Below are 24,111 nucleotides of genomic sequence, written 5' to 3'. Positions count from 1 at the left end.
GTGGGGGTGGCGCGGCCCGCGCCGTGGGGGATGAGTACGCGGGCCGCGCCCGTCGGTGGGGCGGGCCGGGGAGCGCAGGATTCTCCCCGGTCCGCCCGGACGAAAGGGGTCCGCCTGCGGACCCGTGGGCCGGACCGGTGTTATCCCCGGTACGCCCGTCGGCCGTGGCCGCCGCTCGTCCGGCGCCACCACATCAGGCCGCCGCCGACGAGCAGGACCCCGGCCGCGCCGGCGCCGGCCGAGGCGGCGACCACGGTGGTGTCCGTCCCGGACGCGGTGCCCGCGGGCCGGAGCGCGTCGCCGAGCTGGTTGCGGACGTCGTTGCCCGTGCCGACGCCCTTGGCGAGCGGGCCGCGGGAACCCTCGGTCGGCAGCGCGACGTAGGGGAAGGCCTTCTCGAAGTGCTTGTCGTTCTTGTCGACCGCGTCACCCAGGTCGTTCTTGGCGCCCAGCAGTTCGCCCTCGACGACCTGGAGCGAGGCGTCGATCACGTCGTCGGTGAGCCGGCGCCCGTTCGGGAAGCCCGCGTTGTCGCCGTCGAGCACGCCGAGGCGCTTGGGGGAGGCGGTCGGCTTGATCGAGGTGTTGAGGCGCAGTTGCTCCGAAGGCGTCACGTGCGGCGGCTGGTTGAGCCCCTTCACGCCCTTGAGGAACACGTCCACCAGGTCGTTGCGCGGCTCGGCGGGCGCCTTGATCTTGTAGATCGCCTCGATGAGCTTCGGCAGCTCCGGGTTGGTGACGTTCTTCAGGAACTGGCCGTCGTCCTTCGGCTCGGACGCGTTGAACCTGTCCTTGTCCTTGATGGGGTTGACGACCTCGTTGACCAGCGGGCTGCCCAGCCGGGAGACCTGCGTGTAGTAGCCCTGCGCGTTACGGCGCCGGGTGGTCGACCAGATGCCCACGACCGGCTGGTGCGCGGACTCGGCGATCAGGTCCGTCGGCACCTGGAGGGCGATCGAGTTGACGTTGTAGCCCTTGAGCGTGTCGTTGCCGACCTCGGAGAGGTTCCCGCCGTACAGCAGGTCGAAGACGCGCAGGTCGAGGAAGAACGGGTCGTCCGCCTGGCCGGCGAAGGTCTGCGAACCGTTGGAGAGCTTGTAGACCGCCTGCTTGCGCAGCTTGGCGTAGTCCGGCATCGAGGCCTTGCCGACGTTCGACGGCGCCACCGGCACGTCGTCCGCGAGCTTCGTCGTGTGGACCGCCTTCCCCTTCCTCAGTTTGACCAGTTCGAGGTCGTACGTCTGGGTCACGTTCAGGTCCGGGTCGTCCAGGCTCTCGACCGCCCCGGTGTTGTAGAGGAACGTCTTCTTGTTCTTCACATGCGTCTTGAAGGTGTAGCGGAAGAGCAGATCGCCCTGCGCGTCACCGTTGTTGTCGACGTGGATGTCGTACTGGGCGTCCTCCGCGAACGGGAAGAAGTTCGGGCCGCCGGCCGGCTCCTCGAACGGGATCCAGTTCGCGACGATCGTCGTGGTATCCGGTTTGTCCGGGCTCACGAAGGCGTACACGTCGGTGTTGTCGTACTGCGGGGTGCCCGAGACGAGCGGGGCCTCCCGGTGGCTGGAGGCGGCCGCCTCCCCGGGCGCCAGCGTGGCGACACCGGCGGCCGCGAGCCCTCCGGTGGCCAGTGCCCCGCATATGAGGGTCGCGACGCCCCTGCGTCCGGATCCGCTCCTGGAGATAGCTGTCATGCCGTCCGTCCTCCGTGCCAACTTGCCTGACGGACAGTGATACGGAATGGGGACGCCGACCGGATTGGTCGGAGAACAAAAACTTTTTCTTTCCTGCTCACCCGCGTTTTCGCCCCTGGAATCCGTACCCCTGCCGGAGGTGTGTGCGTTGCGAATGCCTGGTACGACGGGGCGGCCGGGGTGCGGCCGCGGGGAGGGGGACCGGATGGAGGCGGACGAACTGCTGGTGCTCGTCGCGGGAGGCGACCAGAACGCGTTCGAACGGCTCTACGCCATCGTGTCCGGGCCGGTGTTCGGACTCGTGCGGCGCGTGGTGCGGGACCCGGCGCAGTCGGAGGAGGTCTCCCAGGAGGTGCTGCTCGAACTCTGGCGCTCCGCCGCCAGGTTCGACCCCCGGCGCGGCAGCGCGCTGTCGTGGATCCTCACCCTCGCCCACCGCCGCGCCGTCGACCGGGTGCGCAGCGCCCGCGCGGCCGGCGAGCGCGAGCAGCGCGAGGCCCGGCGCGCCCACCACCCCGCCTTCGACCAGGTGACCGAGGAGGTGGAGGCCGGCCTGGAGCGCGAGTGGGTGCGCCGCTGCCTGGACCGGCTGACGGCCCTGCAACGGCAGTCCGTCACCCTCGCCTACTACGACGGCTACACCTACCGCGAGGTCGCCGAGCGGCTCTCGCTGCCGCTGGGCACGGTCAAGACCCGGATGCGCGACGGCCTCACGCGGCTGCGCCACTGCCTGGGAGGTGCCGCGTGAGCGTTCTCGGCTTCCTCCGCCGCGAGGACCCGCACTCGCTGGCGGCGCCCTACGCCCTCGACGCCCTCGAATCCGGCGAGCGGCGCCGCTTCGAGAAGCACCTGGACGGCTGCGACCGCTGCGCCGCCGAGGTGCGCGCCCTGTCCGAGGACGCCGTGCGGCTCGCCTGGTCGACGGCCGCGCCACCCCCGGCCGCGATGCGGGACCGGGTCCTGGCCGCCGTACGGACGACGCCGCAGGAGCCCGCGCGTGAACCGTCGCGGGAGCGCGCGCCCCGACTTCCGCCGCACGTCTGGGGCATGCGGCCGCCGCCCGGACGCTCCCGTGCGCCCCGGGCGCGCCGCCCGCTGTTCGTGCCGTTCGCCACGGCGACGGCCGCCGCCGCCCTCGTCGTCGCCTCCCTCTTCGCGGTCCAGGCCGGCCGCACCCAGGACCGGCTCGACGCCGAGCAGGCCCGGGCGCGTGAGATCGCCCACGTTCTCGCCGCTCCGGACGCCCGCGCGAGCACCGGCAGGGACGCGCGGGGCGGCACGATCGGAGTGGTCGCCTCCGCTTCCACGGGCGAGGCGGTCGTCACGTTGAGCGGACACGGAGGGCTGCCCGGCGGGCGGGTGCACCAGCTCTGGGTCATGCGCCCCGACGCGCGGCCGCGCTCCCTGGGCCTCTTCGAGGGTGACGCGCCCTTGGTCGCCACCGGGCTCGGGCCCTCGTCGGCGTCACTCGCCGTGACCGTCGAGCCCGACGGGGGATCGCCGCAGCCCACTACCCAGCCGGTTGTCCAACTCACCCTGAAATCGGTCGGATTCGGAGAGTAATGGTGGAGGGGTCGTCAACACCCTTACGGGGAAGGTGATTCCCGGGGCCGCGATACACGTGTGCCTCGCCGGGGCGATAGGGTTACCCTGCCCGGGCCGGGTGGACTCGTACGGGTGGGGAGTGACATGGAACAGATAACGATGCGCAGCAGGGCGAGGGTCCCTGCCGTCACCTGCGGGAGCAGCGCGACCAGTTCGCGCCTCGACCGCCATCTCGCGGTGCTGGCCGGACCCGCCATACCGCAGCGGGAGACGGCCGAGGCGACCTCCCTGATGCGGGAGCTGACGTCGCGCGCGCCCGCCCACCGCAGCCCGAGGGGCGCCCGCATCAGCGGGGTCTCGCTGTTCGCGCCGCTGCGCCGGCTGCGCCGTTCGCTGTTCGGCAACAACAAGCACTGAGGCCCGCGCTCAGGAGGCCACACCGTCCCGGCGCAGCGCTGCGATCTCCTCGTCCGTCATCCCCACGGCACGCAGCAAGGCTTCGGTGTGCTCCCCGAGCGCGGGCACGGCCCCCATCCGCGCCTCCGCCCCGCCCGGCAGTGTGATCGGAGGCAGCAGCGCCCGCAACGGCCCGACCGGCGAGTCCACCTCCCGCCACCGCTCCCGGGCCGCCAGCTGCGGATGTCCGGCCACCTCGTGCAGATCCCGCAGCCGCGCGCACGCGATGCCCGCGGCCTCCAGACGCGCCAGCGCCTCGTCGGCGTCCAGCGCGCCCAGCGCTCCCGCCACCAGCGCGTCGACGCGCTCCCGGTGCGCGACCCGTGCCGCGTTCGTCGCGTACGCCGGGTCGCTTCCCCACTCCGGTCGCCCCAGCACCCGTTCCGCCAGCCGGCGCCACTCCCGGTCGTTCTGCACCGACAGCAGCACCCGTCCGCCGTCGGCCGTCGCATAGGCGTCGTAGGGCGCGATCACGGCGTGTGCGAGGCCGGTGCGCGCGGGGGCCGAGCCGCCGTGCATCGCGTGGTGCAGCGGATGCCCCATCCACTCGGCCAGCGCCTCCAGCATCGACACCTCCACCGGCCCGCCCCGCCCGGTCGTCCCGCGTCGCACCAGCGCCGCCAGCACGCCCGAGAAGGCGTACATGGCCGCCGCGACGTCCGCCGCCGGGATGCCCGCCTTCACCGGCCGCTCGGGCGTCCCCGTCACCGACACCAGCCCCGCCTCGCACTGCATGAGCATGTCGTACGCCCGCTTGTCCGCGTACGGCCCCGACGCGCCGTACCCCGAGATGTCGACGGCGACCAGGCGCGGGTGCGCGGCGCACAGGGTGGCGGCGTCCAGTCCGAGCCGGGCCGCCGCCCCCTGCGCGAGGTTCTGCACGAACACGTCCGCGTCCGCGACCAGTCGGCGCACGACGTCCAGACCGCGCGGGTCCTTCAGGTCCAGCGCGATGGACTCCTTACCGCGGTTGCACCACACGAAGTGCGAGGCGAGGCCGCGGGCGGCGGTGTCGTAGCCGCGCGCGAAGTCGCCGCCGTCGATCCGCTCGACCTTGATCACCCGGGCGCCGAGGTCGGCGAGCTGCCGGGTGGCGAACGGGGCCGCGACGGCCTGCTCGACGGCGACGACGGTGAGGCCCTCGAGGGGCAGGGGCTGCGGGGGAGGGGGCTGCTGGTCCATGGGGTGGATCATGTCCCGGGCGGCCCCGGTCTGTCATGGCCGCGCGTACCGCCGCACGGCGAGCGGCGCGAACACCGCGATCAGCAGCCCGCACCACACCAGTGATCCGGCGACCGGGTGCGCCACCGGCCAGGCGGAACCCGCGGGGACCGGCGCGTTCCCGAACAGGTCCCGCAGGGCCGTCGTCACCGCGCTGATCGGGTTCCACTCGGCGAGCGTGCGCAGCGGGCCCGGCAGGCCGCCGGTGGGGATGTAGGCGTTGGACAGCAGCGGCAGCACGAAGGTCGCGCTGCCGAGCTGACCGGCCGCCTCCTCGCTGCGGGACAGCAGTCCGAGGAGGATGCCCGCCCAGGTGCAGGCGAACCGGAACAGCAGGAGCAGCCCCACCGCGCCGGTCGCGGCGAGCGCCGACCCCTCCACGCGCCAGCCCACGGCGAGCCCGGCCAGCAGCAACGGCACGGTCCCCGCCGCCGTGACGACGAGGTCGGCCACCGCCTGCCCCAGCGGCACCGCGGCCCGGCTCACCGGCAGCGTGCGCAGCCGGTCCGCCACGCCCCGGTGGACGTCCTGGGCCGCCTGGAACATGCCGGTCATGATCCCGTTGGCGGCGGTCGCCACCAGCAGGCCCGGCACCAGGAGGGAGCGGTACTGCGCACCCGGCATCGCCAGCGCGCTGCCGAAGACGTAGCCGAAGAAGAGCAGCATGGTGATCGGCATGGTCTGGGTGAGGACCACCAGCGCCGGACTGTTGCGGACGCGCAGCAGCTGGCGGCCCACCATGGCCGTGCCGTCGAGGACGAGGGCGCTCACGCGGCGGCCTCCTCACCGGCGGCGGGGCGGTCGCCGGCGGGACGGTCGCCGGCGGGACGGTCGCCGACCGGGCGGTCGCCCCCGACCCGGCCGCCCCCGACGGGGTCGCCCGCGCGCCCGTCACCGGTGAGCCGCAGGAACACCTCGTCGAGGGTGGGCGGTCTCAGCGTGACGTCGAGCAACGGCACGCCCGCCGCGTCGAGTTCACGGACCAGCCGGGGCAGGGTGAGCGTGCCGTCGCGGGTGACCGCGCCGACGGCGGCCCGCGCGTGGTCGAACGACGGTTCGCCGCCCGTGAGGCGGTCCAGGACGCCCGCCGCCCTCGCCAGGGCGGCCGGGTCCGCGACGACGGCCTCGGCGTACGAGCCGATCAGCGCCTTGAGGTGCCGCGGCGAGCCGGCCCGCGCGACGCGGCCCCGGTCGAGCAGGACGACGTCGTCGGCGAGCCGGTCGGCCTCCTCCAGGTACTGGGTGGTCAGCAGGACCGTCGTGCCCTCGTCGCGCAGCTCGCGGACGGCGGTCCACACCTCGCCCCGGCCGGCCGGGTCGAGGCCGGTGGTCGGCTCGTCGAGGAACAGCACCCGCGGCCGGCGCACCAGGCTCGCCGCGAGGTCCAGGCGCCGCCGCATGCCGCCCGAGTAACCCGACGCGGCACGGTCGGCGGCCTCCGTCAGGCCGAAGCGCTCCAGCAGCGCGTCCACGCGCCCGGCGGGCCCGCGCACCCGGTGCAGCCAGGCGAACAGCCGCAGGTTCTGCCGGCCGGTGAGATCGCCGTCGACCGTCGTGTCCTGTCCCGTGACGCCGATGGCACGCCGGACGGCCGCCGCCTCGCGGACGAGGTCGTGCCCCGCGACCCGGGCCGAACCCCCGTCCGGTCGCAGCAGCGTCGTCAGCAGGCGCACGGCGGTCGTCTTGCCCGCCCCGTTGCGCCCGAGGATCCCGCAGACCGTGCCCTGCGGGACGGCGAGGTCGAGGCCCCGCAGGGCACGCACCTGCCCGAAACGCTTCTCCAGACCCTCACTAAGTACAGCGTACGTAGTAGTCATGGGCCGACCATAGCGCACTACGTACGGTGTACGTAACTACGATGGTGGGCGAGGTGATGACCGATGGCGGGCCGAGCGGCCGTACCCGAAGTGATCTGGGCCCGTCCCGAGCGGACGGGCCGGGGGCCGAAGCCCGCGTACACGCGTGCCGACATCGCGGCGGCGGCCGTGCGGATCGCCGACGCCGGGGGACTCGACGCGGTGTCCATGCGGCACGTCGCTGCCGAGCTGGGCTGCGGCACCATGTCGCTGTACAACTACGTCCCCCGCAAGGAGGACCTGCACGAGCTGATGGTCGACGCGGTCAGCGGCGAGCACGAGCTGTGGGAGCCGGGCGGGGACTGGCGGGCCGACATGCTGCGGGTGGGGAGGCAGACCCGCGAGCTGATGCACCGGCACCCGTGGCTGACCCGGCTGATGTCGCCGGTCCACGGGTTCAGCCCGAACGCGCTGCGGTACCTGGAGCACTGCCTGGCCTGCCTGGACCCGCTGGACATGACCTACGGCATGAAGATGCAGCTCGTCGGCCTGCTCAACGGGGTCGTCACGATGTTCGTCTCCAACGAGCTGGCCACCGCCGAGCGGACGCGGTCGCTGCCGTGGTCGGAGGAGCAGGAGAACGCGGTGCGGATCGCCTACCTGGGGAGCCAGGTCGCCACCGGGGCCTATCCGCGGATGGCCGCGGCCTTCTCCGAGGACCCCGGGCCGATCGACCTGGAGGCCGTCTTCGGGTTCGCGATGGAGCGGGTGCTGGACGCCTTCGCGCCCGGGCGGTGAAGCCCCCGGCGGGCGGTGGAGTCCCCGGTCCGGGCGGTGGAGTCCCCGGTCCGGGCCGTGGAGCGTCCTAGAGGAGTGCCAGCTGGCCCTCCGGGCCCTCCTCGTCCAGGGTCAGGACCGAGGCGGGGCGGCGGGCCCGGTGCGGTACCGGCAGTACGCCCGCCGCGCGCAGGTCCGACGTCGTGACACCGTCCGTCACCTGCAACTCCGCCCGCTGGGGCAGGAGTTCCGTGAGCAGGGTCAACACCGTGACGAGTTCCAGCAGTTCCGAGGTCCAGGACGGGGGCCAGGCGCGCGGACGCAGGGCGGAGAGGGTGCCGGCCTCGCCGGGTGCGGTGCGCACCGCGAACCACCGCTCCAGGACCCGGACGCCGCCCGCCTCGAACTCCCAGGCCCGCGGAGCGACCGGGGAGACGCGTCCCCCGTCGAGGTGGAGGGCCTCCTCGGCGGGGTCGTAGCGGACGGTCACGGGCAGGGCGGGCAGCGGGGCGCGGACGTAGGGCCGGCGGCCGCCGGGCAGCTTGGGGCGCTCGCCGTCGCGGCGCAGCAGCCGCAGCAGACGGTGGCCCAGGGCGACGCCGCGGGACCACAGCCCGGGGTCCCGGGTGAGCGGGACCGTGCGGTCGGGACGGACCGCGGCGAGGGTCCAGGCGAGGAAGTCCAGCGGGTCGCGGGAGTGCCCGAGGTGCTCCAGCAGGCCCGGCGCGAGGTTGGGTTCCCCGCCGCCGGGCCGGCGGTACAGGGGGCGGATCCGGCGGGCGCGCAGCGTCGGGAAGCGGGAGGTCGCCAGCAGGTGCGGGGACCCGTCCGACTCCACCACGAAGACCTGGTGCGCGTCCGCCACCCGCCACAGCTCGGGGCGGGCCGCGTCGATGAGCCGGTGGTCGGGGATGAGCCACTGCTCGTCGAAGGGGGCGGCCAGGACCCGGACCGGCTCGGGGCAGGGGCCGGTGGCGCGGATCAGCCTCCCGGTGCCGGCGGGCCCGCCGGGCAGCTGTGCGACCGCGGTGTGCGCGGTGCGCGAGCGGGTCGGCTGGAGGAGGGCCTCGCGATCCGCGCCCTCCGCCGCCAGGAGGCGGTCCCAACGGGCCCGCAGGGAAGCCGGATCGGGGGCCGCCGGCCACTCCCGGCCGAGCCGCGGCGGTGCGACCGACCACGGCATGAGGTCCGCCAGCGGCGGAGCTTCGTCGCGCGTCACGCCTGGCATCGTACGACGTGCTCAGTGCGCGTCGAGGGTGACCGTGAAGGAGAAGCGGTCGCCGCGGTACTGGATGACGGCCACGTCCAGCGGGCGGTTGCCGCTGTCGTAGGTGACGCCCGTGTAGTGCAGGATCGGGCTGAGCAGCGGTACCCGGAGCAGCCGGGCGGTCTCCGGGTCCGCGAGGCGGGCCTCGACCGTGTCGGTGATCCGGCCGATGTCCGCGCCCACCACGTCCCGCAGCACCTTCGTCATCGGCCAGCGCACCAGGTCCTGCGGGTCGATCACCGCGGCGAGTTCCGGACGGACGTAGTTGCGGGCGTGGTTGGTCGGCTCGCCCGTCTTCTTGTCACCGCGCAGCCGGTGGTACGCCGCCACCTCCGCCAGGTCCGGGAAGTGCTCGGCGACGTCCGCCGGGACCGGCGCCGGGCCGTGCGAGAGCAGCTCCGTCACCATGCCCGACTGCTGGGCCACGATCGCGTCGACCGAGCCCAGCAGCCTGACCGGGGCGCCCCGCCGGGCCGTCGGCTCGATGAACGTGCCGCGGCGGCGGTACCGGGTGATCAGCCCCTCGTCCTCCAGCTCCTTGAGCGCCTGCCGCATGGTCAGCACGCTCACCCCGTAGTGCCCGGCCAGCTGCTCCTCGGTGGGCAGCCGCAGCGGGTCCGCGGCCGAACGCCCCAGTATCGAGGCGCGCAGCGACTGCGACACCTGGTACCAGAGCGGCAGCTTGCGGTTCAGGACGATCGAGTCCGGCGCGAAGGAGGTCACGGGGCCATCCGTACCCGGCGGCAATCCTCAGTGCAAGGGGCGGAAGTGGCGTTCGAGGCCCGACCACACCTCGTCGTACCCCTGTTGCAGGTGGTCCGCGCCGGCCGCCTGCGGGGTGAGGGCGAGCGGCCACCGCGTCTCGAACATGAACGCCAGCCCGTCGTCGACCTTGTGCGGCACCAGGTCGGCCGCGCTGGCCCGGTCGAACGTCTCCCGGTCCGGGCCGTGCGCCGACATCATGTTGTGCAGCGAGCCGCCGCCCGGCACGAAGCCCTCCGCTTTGGCGTCGTAGGCCCCCTCGATCAGGCCCATGTACTCGCTCATCACGTTCCGGTGGAAGTACGGCGGCCGGAAGGTGTCCTCGCCCACCAGCCAGCGCGGCGCGAAGACCACGAAGTCCACGCCCGCCAGCCCCGGGGTGTCGGACGGGGACGTCAGCACCGTGAAGATCGACGGGTCCGGGTGGTCGTACGAGATCGTGCCGATGACGTTGAAGCGGCGCAGGTCGTAGACGTACGGGACGTGGTTGCCGTGCCAGGCGACGACGTCGAGGGGCGAGTGGTCGTAGGTCGCCGTCCAGAGGTTGCCGCAGTACTTGCTGACCACCTCCACCGGCCCCTCCACGTCCTCGTACGCGGCGACGGGCGCGCGGAAGTCGCGCGGGTTGGCCAGGCCGTTGGCGCCGATGGGGCCGAGGTCGGGGAGGCGGAACGGGGCGCCGTAGTTCTCGCACACGTAACCGCGGGCCGTCCCGTCGAGCGGTTCCACCCGGAAGCGGACCCCGCGCGGGATCAGCGCCACGTGCCCCGGCTCGGCGTGCAGCAGGCCGAACTCGGTGCGCAGCAGCAGGCCGCCGCGCTCCGGCACGATCAGCAGCTCGCCGTCGGCGTCGCTGAACACCCGGTCCATGGCGGTGTCGGCGTGGTAGAGGTGCACGGCCATGCCGGCGCGCTGCGCGGCGTCGCCGTTGCCGCCCAGGGTCCACAGGCCCCCCAGGAAGTCCGTCCCCGGCGCGGGGTCGGGGAGGGGGTCCCAGCGCAGCCGGTTCGGGTCCGGGACCGTGTCCGTGAAGGGGGCGGTGCGCAGAGCGCCGTTGTCCGCGCGGGTGAACGCCGGGTGCGCGGCCGAGGGGCGGATCCGGTACAGCCACGAGCGGCGGTTGTCGGCGCGCGGCTCGGTGAAGGCGGAGCCGCTGAGCTGCTCCGCGTACAGCCCGAGGGGCGCGCGCTGCGGGGAGTTGCGTCCCTCGGGCAGGGCGCCGGGCACGGCCTCGGAGGCGTGCTCGTTGCCGAATCCCGTGAGGTACGTCAGCCCCTCTGCCGTCCTGCGTGCGTCCCCGCTGTTCATGCGTGCTCCCTCGACCGCCGATTCCTCTGCATCACCGTAGGATTGCGGTTTCCCGGACGCAAGAGGTACATGGGTCCTCCTTGCGGAGGACGATCACGGATGGCGGGAAACAGACCCCGGGAGGATCCCCGTGTCGTACCCGTGTTCTACGCTCCCGGGCATGTCGTGGACGCGTGGAATCCTGCCCGCGCTCGCGGTCTGTGTCCTGCTCGTGACCGGATCCGCGGGCTGCGGCACCGGTGGCGCGCCCGCGCCGGCCGGGCGCGGGAGCACGCCCCCGCCCTCGCCCGTCGGCAAGGTGCTCGACGACACGGACGACGACGGGCGGCACTACCGGGAGATCGGCGGGAAGGGCGCGCCGCAGGTCCGTCTGGAGGTGGAGCCCGACGCCGAGGGTGGCTGGGACGTGCGCCTGAAGCTGCGGGGCTTCCGCCTGTCGCCGTCCGGTGCGCGGGCGGCGGTCGGCGGCCGCGGCATCGCCCGGATCTTCGTGGACGGCTCGCCCCTCGCCGACCTGCGCGACCCCTCCTACCGCATCCCCGAGGGCTACCTCGCGCACGGCACCCACCAGGTCACCGCACGGCTGTACGCCGACGACGGCACGGTGTGGGCGGTCGACGGGAAGCCGGTGGAGAGCACGGCGGACATCACGGCCTCGGAGCCCGAGGCGGAGCCGCAGACGCGGCCGGAGGCGGAGCCGCAGCCGGGAGCGGGGACGGGGACGGGGTCGGGAGCGCGGACGGAGCCGGAGGCGGGGACGCGGCCGGAGTCGGGGCCGGAGGCGGGGACGGGGCCGGAGCCGGAGGCGGGGACGGGGGTCGGATCGGGTTCCCCGGGCGGCCCGGACGCGTCGTCCCCCGCCGCGTTGAGTGCACCGGCCACCCTCGCGCGTACCGAGGGGCGAGGTTCACCGGACCGCGGCGGAAAGGCATCATGAAGCCCGTGCCCCACGCGACATCGCTCCGTCGCGCGCCCGTGCAGCGGCGCAGCGCCGAACGGCTGACCAGGATCCTCGACGCCTGCGCCGACCTCCTGGACGAGGTCGGCTACGACGCGCTGAGCACCCGTGCCGTCGCCCAGCGGGCCGGCGTCCCCATCGGGTCGGTCTACCGCTTCTTCGGCAACAAGAGGCAGATGGCCGACGCGCTGGCCCAGCGCAACCTCGAGCGGTACGCCGAACGGGTCACCGGGCGGCTGCGGGACGCCCGGCGGGGGGACTGGCGGGCCGCGACGGACGCCGTCCTCGACGAGTACCTGGCCATGAAGCGCACCGCGCCCGGCTTCTCGCTCGTGGACTTCGGCAACCAGATCCCCATCGGCTCGCGCGGCGAACCCAACCACCGCGTCGCCGACCGCCTCACCGACCTGCTCTCCGACCACCTCGGCCGGACCCCCGACGAGGATCTGCGCCGCACCTTCCTGGTCGCGGTGGAGACCGCGGACACCCTCGTCCACCTGGCCTTCCGGATGGCGCCCGAGGGCGACCCGAGGATCATCGAGGAGGCGCGGGAACTGCTGCGGGCGTACCTGGCCCGCGTGCTGGACTGACGCGCCCGCCGGATCGCGCGGCCCAGGCCCTCCCCAGCATGCATACCGGTCGGTATGCTCGGCGGACGAGAGCGCCACAGCCGCCGCCTTCCCAGGAGGACCCGTGTCCCGCACCGCCCTGCGAATCTGCCCCCTGTGCGAGGCCACCTGCGGGCTGACCCTGACCATCGAGGGAACCCGGGTCACCGGTGCCCGCGGCGACCGCGAGGACGTCTTCAGCAACGGGTTCATCTGCCCCAAGGGCGCCTCCTTCGGCGCCGTCGACGGCGACCCCGACCGGCTGCGCGCACCCCTGGTCCGCCGCGACGGCGAACTGCGCGAGGCCACCTGGGCGGAGGCCTTCGACGCCGTCGCCGCCGGGATCCGCCCGGTCGTCGAGCGCCACGGCCCGCACGCGGTCGGCGTCGTCCTCGGCAACCCCAACGTGCACACCGTGGCCGGCGCGCTCTACCCGCCCGTGCTGCTCGCCGGACTCGGCACCCGCAGCCTCTTCACCGCCTCCACGGTCGACCAGATGCCCAAGCACGTCTCCAGCGGACTCCTCTTCGGTGACGCGGGCGCCATCCCGGTGCCGGACCTGGACCACACCGACCACCTGCTCCTGATCGGGGCCAACCCCCTGGAGTCCAACGGGAGTCTGTGCACCGCCCCCGACTTCCCCGGCAAGCTCAAGGCGCTCAGGGCCCGCGGCGGCACCCTCACCGTCGTCGACCCCCGCCGCACCCGCACCGCGCGGCTCGCCGACCGGCACATCGCGATCCGGCCCGGCACCGACGCCCTGCTGCTCGCGGCGATGGCGCACGTACTGTTCGAGGAAGGGCTCGTGCGGCTGGGCGAGTTGAGCGCGCAGGTGCAGGGTGTCGGCGAACTCCGGGACGCGGTCGGCGAGTTCACTCCGGAGGCGGTGGCGGCCGCCTGCGACGTGGACGCCGCGCTCGTGCGCACCCTCGCCCGCGAGCTCGCGGCCGCGCCCACCGCCGCCGTCTACGGCCGCATCGGCAGCTGCACCGTCCCGCACGGCACCCTGGCGAGCTGGCTCGTCGACGTCCTCAACATCCTCACCGGCAACCTCGACCGGCCCGGCGGCGCCCTCTTCCCGCAGGCCGCCACGGACCGCACGCCCCGGCCCGCCGGTCCCGGCCGGGGCTTCGCGCTCGGGCGCTGGCACTCCCGCGTGAGCCGGCACCCCGAGGCCAAGGGCGAACTGCCGCTCTCCGCGCTCGCCGAGGAGATCGACACCGCGACGGACGAGGGCACCCCGGTCCGGGCGCTGATCGCCGTGGCCGCCAACCCGGTGCTCTCCGCCCCCGACGGCGACCGGCTCGACAAGGCGCTCGACTCGCTCGACTTCATGGTCAGCGTGGACCCGTACCTCAACGAGACCTCGCGCCACGCCGACGTCGTCCTGCCGCCGCCCCCGCCGTCCCAGAGCCCCCACCACGACTTCGCCTTCAACGCCCTCGCCGTCCGCAACCAGGTCCGCTACACCCGCCCCGCCGTCCCGCTGGAGCCGGGCCGGATGGCCGAGACCGAGATCCTCGCCCGGCTGGTCCTGGCCGTCACCGGGATGCACGGCGCCGACCCCGGCGCCGTCGACGACCTGGTCATCGGGCAGACCCTCGGCAAGGCGGTCGCGGCCCCGCACTCACCCGTGCACGGCCGCGACCCCGAGGACCTCGCGGCCCGGCTCGCCGGCGACAACGGCCCCGAACGCCGGCTCGACATGATGCTGCGCCTCGGCCCCTACGGCGACGGCTTCGGCGTCCGGCCCGACGGGCTGTGCCTGGAGCGGCTCCTCGACCACCCGCACGGCATCGACCTCGGGCCGCTGCGGCCGCGCCTGCCGCAGCCGCTGAAGACCCGCAGCGGGAAGATCGAGCTGCTGCCCGGGCCGATCGCCGACGACCTGCCGCGGCTGCGGCGGGCGGCCGACGAGCGACCCGCCGGACTCGTCCTCGTCGGCCGCCGGCACCTGCGGTCCAACAACAGCTGGATGCACAACGTCCCCGCCCTCACCGGCGGCAGCAACCGCTGCACCGTCCAGGTCCACCCCGAGGACGCCGAGCGGCTCGGGCTGCGCGACGGGCAGCCGGTGCGGGTCAAGGGCGCCGGGGGAGAGGTGACCGTGCCGGCCGAGGTGACCGACGGGGTGCGCCGGGGCGTCGTCAGCATCCCGCACGGCTGGGGCCACGACCGCCCCGGCACCCGGCTCGGCCACGCCGGCGCCGACCCCGGAGTCAACGTCAACCAGCTCCTCGACGGCAGCCTGCTCGACCCGCTGTCCGGCAACGCCGTCCTCAACGGCGTGCCCGTCGAACTCACCCCCACCGGCTGACCTGGAGTTTTGCGCTTATTGCTCGCACGTCAACATCTTGTTAACACCGTTTGAACGGTCCTAACGTCAACGCACCGCCGACCCCCAGGTGGGATGTTCAAGGGCGAACGTTAGGTATCCATTCATGCTGACCATCCTCGGCTTCGCCATGATCGCGACCTTCCTGGTCCTGATCATGCTGAAGAAGATGTCGCCGATCGCGGCGCTCGTCCTGATCCCGGCACTGTTCTGTGTCTTCGTCGGGAAGGGCGCCAAGCTCGGGGACTACGTCCTCGACGGCGTCTCCAGCCTCGCCCCCACCGCGGCGATGCTCATGTTCGCGATCGTCTACTTCGGTGTGATGATCGACGTCGGCCTGTTCGACCCGATCGTGCGGGCCATCCTGAAGTTCTGCAAGGCCGACCCGCTGCGCATCGTCGTCGGCACGGCGCTCCTCGCCGCGATCGTCTCGCTCGACGGCGACGGCTCCACCACCTTCATGATCACCGTCTCGGCGATGTACCCGCTCTACAAGCGCCTGAAGATGAGCCTGGTCGTGATGACCGGTGTCGCCGCGATGGCCAACGGCGTGATGAACACGCTGCCCTGGGGCGGCCCGACCGCCCGCGCCGCCACCGCCCTGAAGCTCGACGCCGGCGACATCTTCGTCCCGATGATCCCGGCCCTGGCCGTCGGCCTGCTGGGCGTCATCGCCCTCTCGTACGTCCTCGGCCGCCGCGAGCGCAAGCGGCTCGGCGTGCTGACGCTGGACGAGGCCCTGGTGGAGAAGACGGAGACGGAGCCCGAGACGGTGCTCGTGGGTGCCGGCACCGGTACCGGTACAGGCGCCGGCAGGAAGACCGTCCCCGCGGGCGGTTCGGGTTCCGGCACCGACGCCGACGCCGACGCCGACGCCGACGCCGACGCCGGTACGGACGCCGGTACGGGCGCCGACGAGCCCGAGGAGGACGCGCGCCTCGCCGGGCTCGACCCGAACCGCGCCACCCTGCGTCCCCGGCTGTACTGGTTCAACGCGCTCCTCACGGTCACGCTGCTCACCGCCATGATCATGGAGTGGCTGCCGATCCCGGTGCTGTTCCTGCTCGGCGCCGCGCTCGCGCTCACCGTCAACTTCCCGCACATGCCCGACCAGAAGGCCCGCCTCGGCGCGCACGCCGAGAACGTCCTCAACGTCGCCGGCATGGTGTTCGCCGCCGCCGTCTTCACCGGCGTCCTCACCGGCACCGGCATGGTCGACCACATGGCCACCTGGCTGGTGGACAACATCCCCGACGGCATGGGCCCGCACATGGCCTTCGTCACCGGCGTCCTGAGCATCCCGCTCACCTACTTCATGTCGAACGACGGCTTCTACTTCGGCGTCCTGCCCGTCCTCGCCGAGGCCGGCCAGGCCCACGGGGTCTCCTCGCTGGAGATCGCCCGCGCCTCCCTGGTGGGCCAGCCCCTGCACATGTCGAGCCCGCTCGTCCCGGCCGTCTACGTCCTCGTCGGCATGGCCAAGGTCGAGTTCGGCGACCACACGCGGTTCGTCGTCAAGTGGGCGGCCCTGACCAGCCTGGTGATCCTCGCGGCGGGCATGCTGTTCGGGATCATCTGACCCGGCGGCCCGGCGGCCCGGCGGCCCGGCGGCCCGGCGGCCCGGCGGCCCGGCGGCCCGGCGGCCCGCCGGGCCGTCCCGCTCCGGTTCGCTCGGCTCCACACTCGTTCCGCATCCGCATTTGACTTCGACTCCGACCGTCAGGGAGGAAACAACCATGGGGCCCGGTGGGAACCGCGGCTGGCTGCTCCGCCTCGTCATCGCCTTCGGCTTCGCGCAGGGGGCGGTGTCGATGGCCCGGCCCGCCGTCTCCTACCGGGCCCTCGCGCTGGGCGCGGACGAACGGGCGGTCGGCGTCATCGCCGGCGTGTACGCCCTCCTTCCGCTCTTCGCCGCCGTCCCGCTGGGACGCCGTACCGACCACGGCCGGTGCGCGCCCCTGCTGCCCTTCGGCGTGGTCCTGATAGCCGGCGGCTGTGCCTTGAGCGGCGCCGCCGGCTCCCTGGGGACGATGGCCCTGTGGAGCGGCGTCATGGGACTCGGCCACCTCTGCTTCGTCATCGGCGCCCAGTCGCTCGTCGCCCGCCAGTCCGCACCGCACGAACAGGACCGCAACTTCGGTCACTTCACGATCGGTGCCTCGCTCGGCCAACTGGCCGGCCCGATCGCCGCGGGCGCCCTGATCGGCGGCTCCGACATGGCGGGCACCAGCGCGCTGGCCCTCCTCGTCGCCGGCGCGGGCGCCGCGGTCGCGTTCACCTCGCTGTGGCGCGTCGAGCACCCGGACACCTCCGCCACGTCGCGCACGCCGAAGAGCGGCTGTGTCCCCGTCGTCCCCGTCGTCCGCATCCTGCGCACCCGAGGCGTGCCCGCGGGCATCCTCGTCAGCCTCTCGGTGCTGTCCGCGACCGACATCCTCACCGCCTATCTCCCGGTGGTCGGCGAGCACCGGGGCATCGCCCCGTCGGTGATCGGCCTGCTGCTCAGCCTGCGGGCCGCCGCCACCATCGCCTGCCGCCTGGTCCTCACGCCCCTGCTGAGGCTGCTCGGGCGGACCGCTCTGCTCACCGTGACCTGCCTGCTGGCGGCCCTGCTGTGCGGCGGGCTCGCGCTGCCGGTGCCGGTGTGGGCGCTGGCCGTGATGCTCGCGGCGCTCGGCTTCTGCCTCGGGGCGGGGCAGCCCCTGTCCATGACGACCGTCGTCCAGGCCGCGCCCGACGGAGCCCGCTCCACAGCCCTCGCGCTCCGGCTGACCGGCAACCGCCTCGGCCAGGTCGCCGCGCCGGCCGCCGCGGGTCTGATCGCCGGGGTGGCGGGCGTGGCGGCGCCGTTCGTGATGCTGGGCGGGCTGTTGCTGCTCTCGTCGGGAGTGGCGCTGCGCTCCCCGGAGCGGGGCGGGCCCGGGGGGCGGGCGGCGGACGGCGAAGACGCTTCCGATGCCGGGGCCGATGCCGATGCCGATGCCGATGCCGGGGCCGGGGCCGGGGCCGATGCCGGGAGCCGGGGCGGAGTGCGGCGTACCGGTTCCTCGTTGGGCCGTAAGAGCGATATCTGAGGCGCGGCACGCGGTGCTTCCGCGATCGGCGGGCCGGGATGTGACATCCAGTCAGATGCAAGCCGATTTGTATGAAAATCATCTGACTCGGAGGTTCTCTGATGCCGACCTCGTCCCGTCCACGCAGGGCCGCCACGCTGACGGCCCTCGCCGCCGGTGGAGCCGTCCTCCTCGGAGCGCCGACCGCCGCTGCCGTAGGGGAGAACGGAGACGTCAGGGTGCACACGGTGGGCACCGCCGTCCGCGCCCAGGCCAACCAGCCCAAGGTCTGCAGGTTCTACCTCGACGCCTTCAACTTCGACACCGCCCCGGGCATCAACTGGACCATCACGCCGCAGTCCGCGCAGGCCGGCAACGGCGCCACCCTCTCCGGTGTCGTCACCCTCGCCAACGGCGCCGGGGTCACCGAGAACCTGATGCTGCCCACCGGGCAGTACCGGCTGGCCTGGACCGTCGTCGGCGGCGGCGTCAGCACCGCCAGTCCGAAGGTCTTCAAGCTCGACTGCCCCGACCGGCCGCCCCACGCCGGCGGCCCCCACGGCGGCCCGCCGGCGGGCGGCGGCGGCCTGGCCCGCGACGCCGCGTTCACCCCGGTCGCCGGTGCGGCGGCGGTCGGCCTGGCCGCGGCCGGCGGAGCCGCGTGGTTCCGGCTGCGCCGCCGCTCGCATGGCGCCGCGTAGGCGGATCCGCAGGCCCTGGTACCGGACGCGCGCCTACCGCCTGACGAGGACGGCCGCCCTGACCGTCACGCTGATGGCGGGCGCCGTCTGGTGGGCCCGTGCCGAGGAGCCCGCCGACACGGCGGTCTCGGCGGCCCGCCCCGCCGGATCCGCCGTCGTGGCCGGGGACGCTCGGGGCCCCGACCGGCAGGCGCGTCCGCGGTCCGGGTCCGTGCCCTCGCCGGACACCGGCGAGGGCACGCCGGGCGCACGTCCGGAGCAGGCCCGGTACGGGACGGGGCTGTCGGGACCGGCGCGGCCGCCGGAGGGCGCGCCGTCCCCGGCGGCCCACGGGGCGGGGGCCCCGTCGGCGCACGCGGGGAAGCCCCGCCGGCCGGCGCCCTCCGCCCGTCCGGGGCGGTCGCGCCAGGGGGCCCCGTCGGCACGGCCCCGGCAGTCCCCGCCGGGAGGACCGTCCGCGGGGGCGGCCCGGCAGTCCCCGCAGCGGGCGGAGCCCTCGCGACCGCGGCCGACCCGGCCGGTGTCGCCGTCGCCGGGTCCCCGGCGGCCGCCGTCCACGACGGGGACCGCGCCCGCGCCGGGAGCCGCCCGTGCGGGGGCCCCGCGCCCCGGCACCGCCGCCCGCCCTTCCCCCCGGCCCCCCTCCGACCGTCCCCGTTCCGCCGCGCCGCTCCCCGGTGCCGCGGGCGCCCCCCGGGCGGCGACGCCACGACCCCGGCCCGCTCCCAAGGGCCCTCACGTCCTCCCGCGCTCGCGCGCGACCCGGCTGGCGATCCCGTACCTCGGCCTCGACGCGCCGGTCATGGACCTCCGCCTGGACGGCGGGCGCAGACTGCCCGCGCCCCCGGAGGACGACCCCGAGCTGGTGGGCTGGTACGCGGACGGCCCCTCCCCGGGCGGGCCGGGCACCGCCGTCGCCGTCGGCCACCTCGACACCGACACCGGGCCGGCCGTCTTCTCGGGCCTGTCCGAACTCTCGCCCGGCCGCCGCATCGAGGTCCGCCGGGCCGACGGGCGCACCGCCGTCTACCGGGTCGACCGGATCAGGAACTACGAGAAGGCCGACTTCCCCGACCAGGAGGTGTACGGCGACCGGGGCCGCCCCGAACTGCGGCTCATCACCTGCGGCGGCACCTTCGACCGCAGGTCCGGCTACTCCGGCAACCTCGTGGTCTTCGCCCACCTGACCCAGATCCGGGACCGGGCCGGCCCGGCACGCTGAGCCGGGGCCCGCTCCCGAGGGCGGGGCGCCGGCATCTCATGGTCACGGATCTGGCCGATTCCCTTCCCTGGGCGCGCACCGTCCGTTAACTTCCGTGACTCACAGCCTCGTTCGGTCCTTCGGAGGCTGCCGAGCACACGCGCCCAGGGTCCGCCCGCCGCCCGCCCCGTCCCGATCCGGACGGGGCGGGCGGCGGCGGGTCCGTGAGCCCCGGGGATTCCTGTCATGACACGCGCCATCTCCCTGCACGACGTGAGCAAGGCCTACGGCACCGGTGGTTCCCGCGTGGTGGACCGGCTGTCGCTGGACATCGCGCCCGGGGAGTTCCTCGTGCTGCTCGGACCCTCCGGCTGCGGGAAGTCCACGGTGCTGCGGATGATCGCCGGGCTGGAGGAGATCACCGAAGGGCGGTTGCTGCTCGACGGCGAGTACGCGAACGATCTGCCGCCGTCCGGCCGGGACATCGCGATGGTGTTCCAGAACTTCGCCCTCTACCCGACCATGACCAACCGCGACAACATCGGTTTCCCGCTGCGCATCGAGGCCCCGGGCGCCGATCCGGGCCCCCGCGTCGACGCCACCGCGCGGATGCTCGGCATCGAGGACCTCCTCGACCGCTACCCCCGTCAGCTCTCCGGCGGGGAGCGCCAGCGGGTCGCCATGGGCCGGGCCATCGCCCGCCACGCGTCCGCCTTCCTGATGGACGAACCGCTGTCCAACCTCGACGCCAAGCTCCGCAACCGGTTGCGGGCCGAAATAGCCTCCCTGACCCGGAATCTGGGCGTGACGACGGTGTACGTCACGCACGACCAGGCCGAGGCCATGTCCCTCGGCGACCGGGTGGCGGTCCTGCGCGGCGGTGTCCTCCAGCAGATCGACACCCCCCGCGCGGTCTACGCCCTGCCCCGCAACGTTTTCGTGGCCGCTTTCATCGGCACCCCGCGCATCAACCTCCTGCGCGGCGTGGTCCGGGCGCCGCTCGACGGGGCGATGACGGTCGGCCTCGGCAAGCAGGCCCTGCGATTGCCCGAACCGCTCTGCCCGGACCACGAGTTGCTGCGGGTGCAGCAGGGCCGCGAGGTGATCGTCGGTCTGCGCTCGGAGGCCGTCCGCGTCGGCGGCCCCGCCGAGGCGCGCCCCGGTGAGGCGCACATCACCGGCCTGGTGGAGCACGTGGAGTTCCAGGGCCACGAGGTGCTCGTCCACTTCGACACCGGCTCGCGCCCCGCCGTCGTGCCCGACCTGGAGGCGCCGCGCCCGCAGGCCCGGCCGTCCCGGCGGCGACGGCGGGAGACCGGGGTGCTGGACCGGCTGCGGGAACGGGCCGGCGGCCTGCGGGCCGGACCGGTCGTGGTGCTGGACGAGCCCGCGGAGCAGCCCTTCGCGGTGACCTCCCCGGACGGCCGCCAGCCCGGCGACCTGGTCGTGCGGACCACGCCCGACTTCGACCTGCGGTACGGCATGCAGGTCCCGCTCCTCGTCGACCTCGCCCACCTGTTCGTCTTCGACCAGCACGGCGAGCGGATCTCCCCCGCCCCGGACCGGCTGCCGGACCTCGACGAGTGACGCCCGCGGCGGTTGCCGTACCCGTCGCCGCACCCGTGTGGGGTGCCGCACGGCGGACGCCCCTGGTGCCGGAAAACTATCGGCGCTAGTTTAGGGCGCGGACGACGACGACCGCCCGGAGGGAACCCGATGAAGGCACACGACGGCATCTACCTCGACGGCGCCTGGCGCCCCGCCGTCGGGCAGGACGTGATCGAGGTCGTCAACCCGGTGGACGAGCAGGTCATCGGCCGGGTCCCGGCCGGCGGGCCCGCGGACGTCGACGCGGCCGTACGGGCCGCCCGCACCGCCCTCCCCGCCTGGGCGGCGACGGCGCCCGCCGAGCGGGCCGCCCGCCTGGGCGCCCTCCGGGACGTGCTGGCGGCCCGCAAGGAGGAGATCGCCGAGACGGTCACCGCCGAACTCGGCTCCCCGCCGCCCTTCTCCCTGGCGGTCCACGCGGCCGTCCCGATCGCGGTCGCCGGCTCCTACGCCGAACTGGCCGCCACCCACTCCTTCGAGGAGAGGATCGGCAACTCGACCGTCCACCACGAGCCGGTCGGCGTGGTCGGCGCCATCACGCCCTGGAACTACCCGCTCCACCAGATCGTCGCCAAGGCCGCCCCGGCCCTCGCCGCCGGCTGCACGGTCGTGCTCAAGCCCGCCGAGGACACCCCGCTCGTCGCGCAGCTCTTCGCCGAGGCGGTCCACGAGGCCGGTGTCCCGGCCGGTGTCCTCAACCTCGTCACGGGCCTCGGCCCGGTCGCCGGGCAGGCCCTCGCCGAACACCCCGGCGTCGACCTGGTCTCCTTCACCGGTTCCACCGCCGTGGGCAGGGTGATCGCCGCGACGGCCGGTGCCGCGATCAAGAAGGTGGCCCTCGAACTCGGCGGCAAGTCCGCCAACGTCATCCTCCCGAGCGCCGACCTCGCCCGCGCGGTCAACGTCGGCGTCGCCAACGTGATGTCCAACTCCGGTCAGACGTGCAGCGCCTGGACCCGGATGCTGGTCCACCGCGACCGCTACGACGAGGCCGTCGAGCTGGCCGCCACCGCCGCCGCGAAGTACGGCGACCGGATCGGCCCCCTCGTCAGCGCCAAGCAGCGGGACCGGGTGCGCGGTTACATCGACCAGGGCGTCGCCGAGGGCGCGCGCCTGGTCACGGGGGGCACCGGAACCCACCGCGAGCGGGGCTGGTTCGTCAGCCCCACCGTGTTCGCCGACGTCACCCCCGGGATGACGATCGCCCAGGAGGAGATCTTCGGCCCCGTCCTGTCGATCCTGCGCTACGAGGACGAGGAGGACGCCCTGCGCATCGCCAACGGCACGGTCTACGGCCTGGCCGGCGCCGTCTGGGCCGGTGACGAGGCGGAGGCGGTCGCCTTCGCCCGCCGGATGGACACCGGGCAGGTCGACATCAACGGCGGCCGCTTCAACCCGCTCGCCCCCTTCGGCGGCTACAAGCAGTCGGGCGTCGGCCGGGAACTCGGCGCGCACGGCCTCACCGAGTACCTCCAGACCAAGTCCCTCCAGTTCTGAGGAGTTCCCCGTGGTTCGTGCCGCCGTCCTTCCCGCCGTGGGCGCCCCGCTGGAGATCACCGGGATCGAGCTGCCCGAGCCCGGACCGGGCCAGGTCCGCGTCCGGCTCGCCGCCGCCGGCGTCTGCCACTCCGACCTGTCGCTGTCCGACGGCACCATGCGGGTGCCCGTCCCTGCCGTCCTCGGCCACGAGGGCGCGGGCACGGTCGTCTCCGTCGGCGAGGGCGTCACCGGCCTCGCCCCCGGCGACGGCGTGGTCCTCAACTGGGCCCCGTCCTGCGGAAGCTGCCACGCCTGCTCGCTCGGCGAGGTCTGGCTGTGCGCCGACGCGCTCAGCGGCTCCGCCGCCGTGTACGCCAGGACCGCCGGCGGCACCGACCTCCACCCCGGCCTGAACGTCGCCGCGTTCGCCGAGGAGACCGTCGTGCCCGTCTCCTGCGTCCTGCCCCTGCCCGACGGCATCCCGCTCACCGACGCGGCCCTCCTCGGCTGCGCGGTCCTCACCGGCTACGGCGCCGTCCACCACTGCGCCCAGGTGCGCCCCGGCGAGACGGTGGCGGTGTTCGGCGTCGGCGGGGTCGGCCTCGCGGCCCTCCAGGCCGCCCGGATCGCGGGCGCCTCGACGATCGTCGCCGTCGACGTCTCCCCGGAGAAGGAGGAGCTGGCCCGCGCGGCGGGCGCCACCGAGTACGTCGTCGCCTCCGACGGGACCGCCCGGGAGATCCGCACCCTCACCGGGAAGCAGGGCGTCGACGTCGCCGTGGAGTGCGTCGGCCGCGCGGTCACCATCCGCACGGCCTGGGAGTCCACCCGCCGCGGCGGCCGCACCGTGGTCGTCGGCATCGGCGGCAAGGACCAGCAGGTCACCTTCAACGCCCTGGAACTCTTCCACTGGGGCCGCACCCTCACCGGCTGCGTCTACGGCAACTCCGACCCCGCCCGCGACCTGCCGGTCCTGGCCGCGCACGTCCGCGCCGGCCGCCTGGACCTCGGTTCCCTCATCACCGAACGCATCTCCCTGGAGGGCATCCCGGCGGCCTTCGAGAACATGCTCGCGGGCAAGGGCGGCAGGGCCCTGATCGTCTTCTGACACCCGCCGAGGCACCCCGCGACCCGGACGGCGCACCGGCGCGACCGTGACCACGACCGCCACCGTGACCGCCACCGCGACGGCACGGCCGTCCCGGGCCACGACGCCGCCGTTCCGGCCCGGCCCGGGGCCGCGTGCCGGTACCCAGGAGGCCGCGGCGCGGTGTTCCGGCCTCCTGGGTCGCGCCCCTGTCGCCCGGTCGGACGCGGCACCCCGCGACCCGGACGGCACCCCGGC

Annotated in this window: 21 protein-coding genes; 14 read left to right on the top strand and 7 right to left on the bottom strand. The window is 74.3% G+C overall.

Translation table 11 applies throughout. The features are described 5' to 3' along the window. Positions 1–140: 140 nt before the first annotated feature. Positions 141–1,691, bottom strand: a complete 1,551-nt coding sequence (locus ACF09K_RS30705) for a DUF4331 domain-containing protein (protein WP_392248586.1) — start codon at positions 1,689–1,691, stop codon at positions 141–143. Between the two features lie 205 nt (positions 1,692–1,896). Here ACF09K_RS30705 and ACF09K_RS30700 point away from each other — a divergent pair, with 205 nt between their 5' ends. The 3 genes from ACF09K_RS30700 (at position 1,897) to ACF09K_RS30690 (ending at position 3,653) form a co-directional block, all read left to right on the top strand. Continuing rightward, positions 1,897–2,439 carry a sigma-70 family RNA polymerase sigma factor gene (locus tag ACF09K_RS30700; protein ID WP_392248585.1) on the top strand — a complete coding sequence of 181 codons (543 nt, stop codon included), beginning with the start codon at positions 1,897–1,899 and terminating at the stop codon, positions 2,437–2,439. Next, positions 2,436–3,254, top strand: a complete 819-nt coding sequence (locus ACF09K_RS30695; protein WP_392248584.1) for an anti-sigma factor domain-containing protein — start codon at positions 2,436–2,438, stop codon at positions 3,252–3,254. Before ACF09K_RS30700 ends, ACF09K_RS30695 begins: the two co-directional genes overlap by 4 nt. A 126-nt stretch (positions 3,255–3,380) precedes the next feature. Further along, the gene (locus ACF09K_RS30690) at positions 3,381–3,653 is read left to right on the top strand and encodes a hypothetical protein (protein WP_392248583.1); all 273 of its coding nucleotides are present in this window, start codon (positions 3,381–3,383) and stop codon (positions 3,651–3,653) included. A 9-nt stretch (positions 3,654–3,662) separates the two neighbouring features. Here ACF09K_RS30690 and ACF09K_RS30685 read toward each other — a convergent pair whose 3' ends face one another. Genes ACF09K_RS30685 through ACF09K_RS30675 form a run of 3 tightly spaced genes read right to left on the bottom strand, consistent with a single transcriptional unit; the run spans position 3,663 to position 6,730 of the window. Then, positions 3,663–4,874 carry a CaiB/BaiF CoA transferase family protein gene (locus ACF09K_RS30685; RefSeq protein WP_392248582.1) on the bottom strand — a complete coding sequence of 404 codons (1,212 nt, stop codon included), beginning with the start codon at positions 4,872–4,874 and terminating at the stop codon, positions 3,663–3,665. Positions 4,875–4,907: 33 nt separating this feature from the next. Next, entirely contained in the window at positions 4,908–5,654 is a 747-nt protein-coding gene (locus ACF09K_RS30680) for an ABC transporter permease (protein ID WP_392248650.1), read from the bottom strand. Positions 5,655–5,680: 26 nt separating this feature from the next. After that, entirely contained in the window at positions 5,681–6,730 is a 1,050-nt protein-coding gene (locus tag ACF09K_RS30675; RefSeq protein WP_392248581.1) for an ATP-binding cassette domain-containing protein, read from the bottom strand. 63 nt (positions 6,731–6,793) lie between these two features. Between ACF09K_RS30675 and ACF09K_RS30670 the strand changes: the two genes are divergently transcribed. Then, a complete protein-coding gene (locus ACF09K_RS30670; RefSeq protein WP_392248580.1) occupies positions 6,794–7,507 on the top strand; it encodes a TetR/AcrR family transcriptional regulator in 714 nt (237 codons plus the stop codon). Between the two features lie 67 nt (positions 7,508–7,574). Here the strand turns inward: ACF09K_RS30670 and ACF09K_RS30665 are convergent, their stop codons facing one another. From ACF09K_RS30665 to hmgA, 3 genes are read right to left on the bottom strand one after another with little or no spacing between them, the layout of a single operon-like run. Next, the gene (locus tag ACF09K_RS30665; protein WP_392248579.1) at positions 7,575–8,714 is read right to left on the bottom strand and encodes a type ISP restriction/modification enzyme; all 1,140 of its coding nucleotides are present in this window, start codon (positions 8,712–8,714) and stop codon (positions 7,575–7,577) included. Positions 8,715–8,726: 12 nt separating this feature from the next. Then, positions 8,727–9,476: a GntR family transcriptional regulator gene (locus ACF09K_RS30660; protein WP_392248578.1), complete on the bottom strand. Its 750-nt coding sequence runs from the start codon at positions 9,474–9,476 to the stop codon at positions 8,727–8,729. Positions 9,477–9,503: 27 nt separating this feature from the next. Continuing rightward, positions 9,504–10,823, bottom strand: a complete 1,320-nt coding sequence (gene hmgA / locus ACF09K_RS30655; protein WP_392248577.1) for a homogentisate 1,2-dioxygenase — start codon at positions 10,821–10,823, stop codon at positions 9,504–9,506. A 160-nt stretch (positions 10,824–10,983) separates the two neighbouring features. On the opposite strand from hmgA, the gene ACF09K_RS30650 reads away from it, so the two are divergent. The 10 genes from ACF09K_RS30650 (at position 10,984) to ACF09K_RS30605 (ending at position 23,874) form a co-directional block, all read left to right on the top strand. Further along, a complete protein-coding gene (locus tag ACF09K_RS30650; RefSeq protein WP_392248576.1) occupies positions 10,984–11,760 on the top strand; it encodes a nuclear transport factor 2 family protein in 777 nt (258 codons plus the stop codon). Beyond that, positions 11,757–12,371, top strand: coding sequence for a TetR family transcriptional regulator (locus ACF09K_RS30645; RefSeq protein ID WP_392248575.1), 615 nt, complete (start codon positions 11,757–11,759; stop codon positions 12,369–12,371). The genes ACF09K_RS30650 and ACF09K_RS30645 overlap by 4 nt, the downstream gene beginning before the upstream one ends. A 103-nt stretch (positions 12,372–12,474) precedes the next feature. Continuing rightward, entirely contained in the window at positions 12,475–14,706 is a 2,232-nt protein-coding gene (locus tag ACF09K_RS30640; RefSeq protein ID WP_392248574.1) for a molybdopterin oxidoreductase family protein, read from the top strand. Between the two features lie 124 nt (positions 14,707–14,830). Further along, on the top strand, positions 14,831–16,303 hold the full coding sequence (locus ACF09K_RS30635) for a CitMHS family transporter (RefSeq protein ID WP_392248573.1): 1,473 nt from the start codon (positions 14,831–14,833) through the stop codon (positions 16,301–16,303). Between the two features lie 157 nt (positions 16,304–16,460). Further along, positions 16,461–17,798, top strand: a complete 1,338-nt coding sequence (locus ACF09K_RS30630; RefSeq protein WP_392248572.1) for an MFS transporter — start codon at positions 16,461–16,463, stop codon at positions 17,796–17,798. Positions 17,799–17,899: 101 nt separating this feature from the next. Next, positions 17,900–18,478, top strand: a complete 579-nt coding sequence (locus tag ACF09K_RS30625) for a hypothetical protein (RefSeq protein WP_392248571.1) — start codon at positions 17,900–17,902, stop codon at positions 18,476–18,478. Then, positions 18,465–19,700 carry a class F sortase gene (locus ACF09K_RS30620; protein ID WP_392248570.1) on the top strand — a complete coding sequence of 412 codons (1,236 nt, stop codon included), beginning with the start codon at positions 18,465–18,467 and terminating at the stop codon, positions 19,698–19,700. Before ACF09K_RS30625 ends, ACF09K_RS30620 begins: the two co-directional genes overlap by 14 nt. 225 nt (positions 19,701–19,925) lie before the next feature. Beyond that, positions 19,926–21,266 (top strand): ABC transporter ATP-binding protein, encoded by a 1,341-nt coding sequence (locus ACF09K_RS30615; protein WP_392248569.1) that lies wholly within the window; start codon positions 19,926–19,928, stop codon positions 21,264–21,266. A 129-nt stretch (positions 21,267–21,395) separates the two neighbouring features. Further along, positions 21,396–22,784, top strand: coding sequence for an aldehyde dehydrogenase family protein (locus ACF09K_RS30610; protein WP_392248568.1), 1,389 nt, complete (start codon positions 21,396–21,398; stop codon positions 22,782–22,784). Positions 22,785–22,794: 10 nt separating this feature from the next. Further along, a complete protein-coding gene (locus tag ACF09K_RS30605; RefSeq protein WP_392248567.1) occupies positions 22,795–23,874 on the top strand; it encodes a Zn-dependent alcohol dehydrogenase in 1,080 nt (359 codons plus the stop codon). Positions 23,875–24,111: the final 237 nt, after the last annotated feature.

It is taken from the genome of Streptomyces sp. NPDC014882 (genome assembly GCF_043081325.1).
GTDB lineage: Bacteria > Actinomycetota > Actinomycetes > Streptomycetales > Streptomycetaceae > Streptomyces.
Note: the sequence above shows the minus strand (reverse complement) of the source record. Positions and strands in the feature narration are given on the sequence as shown.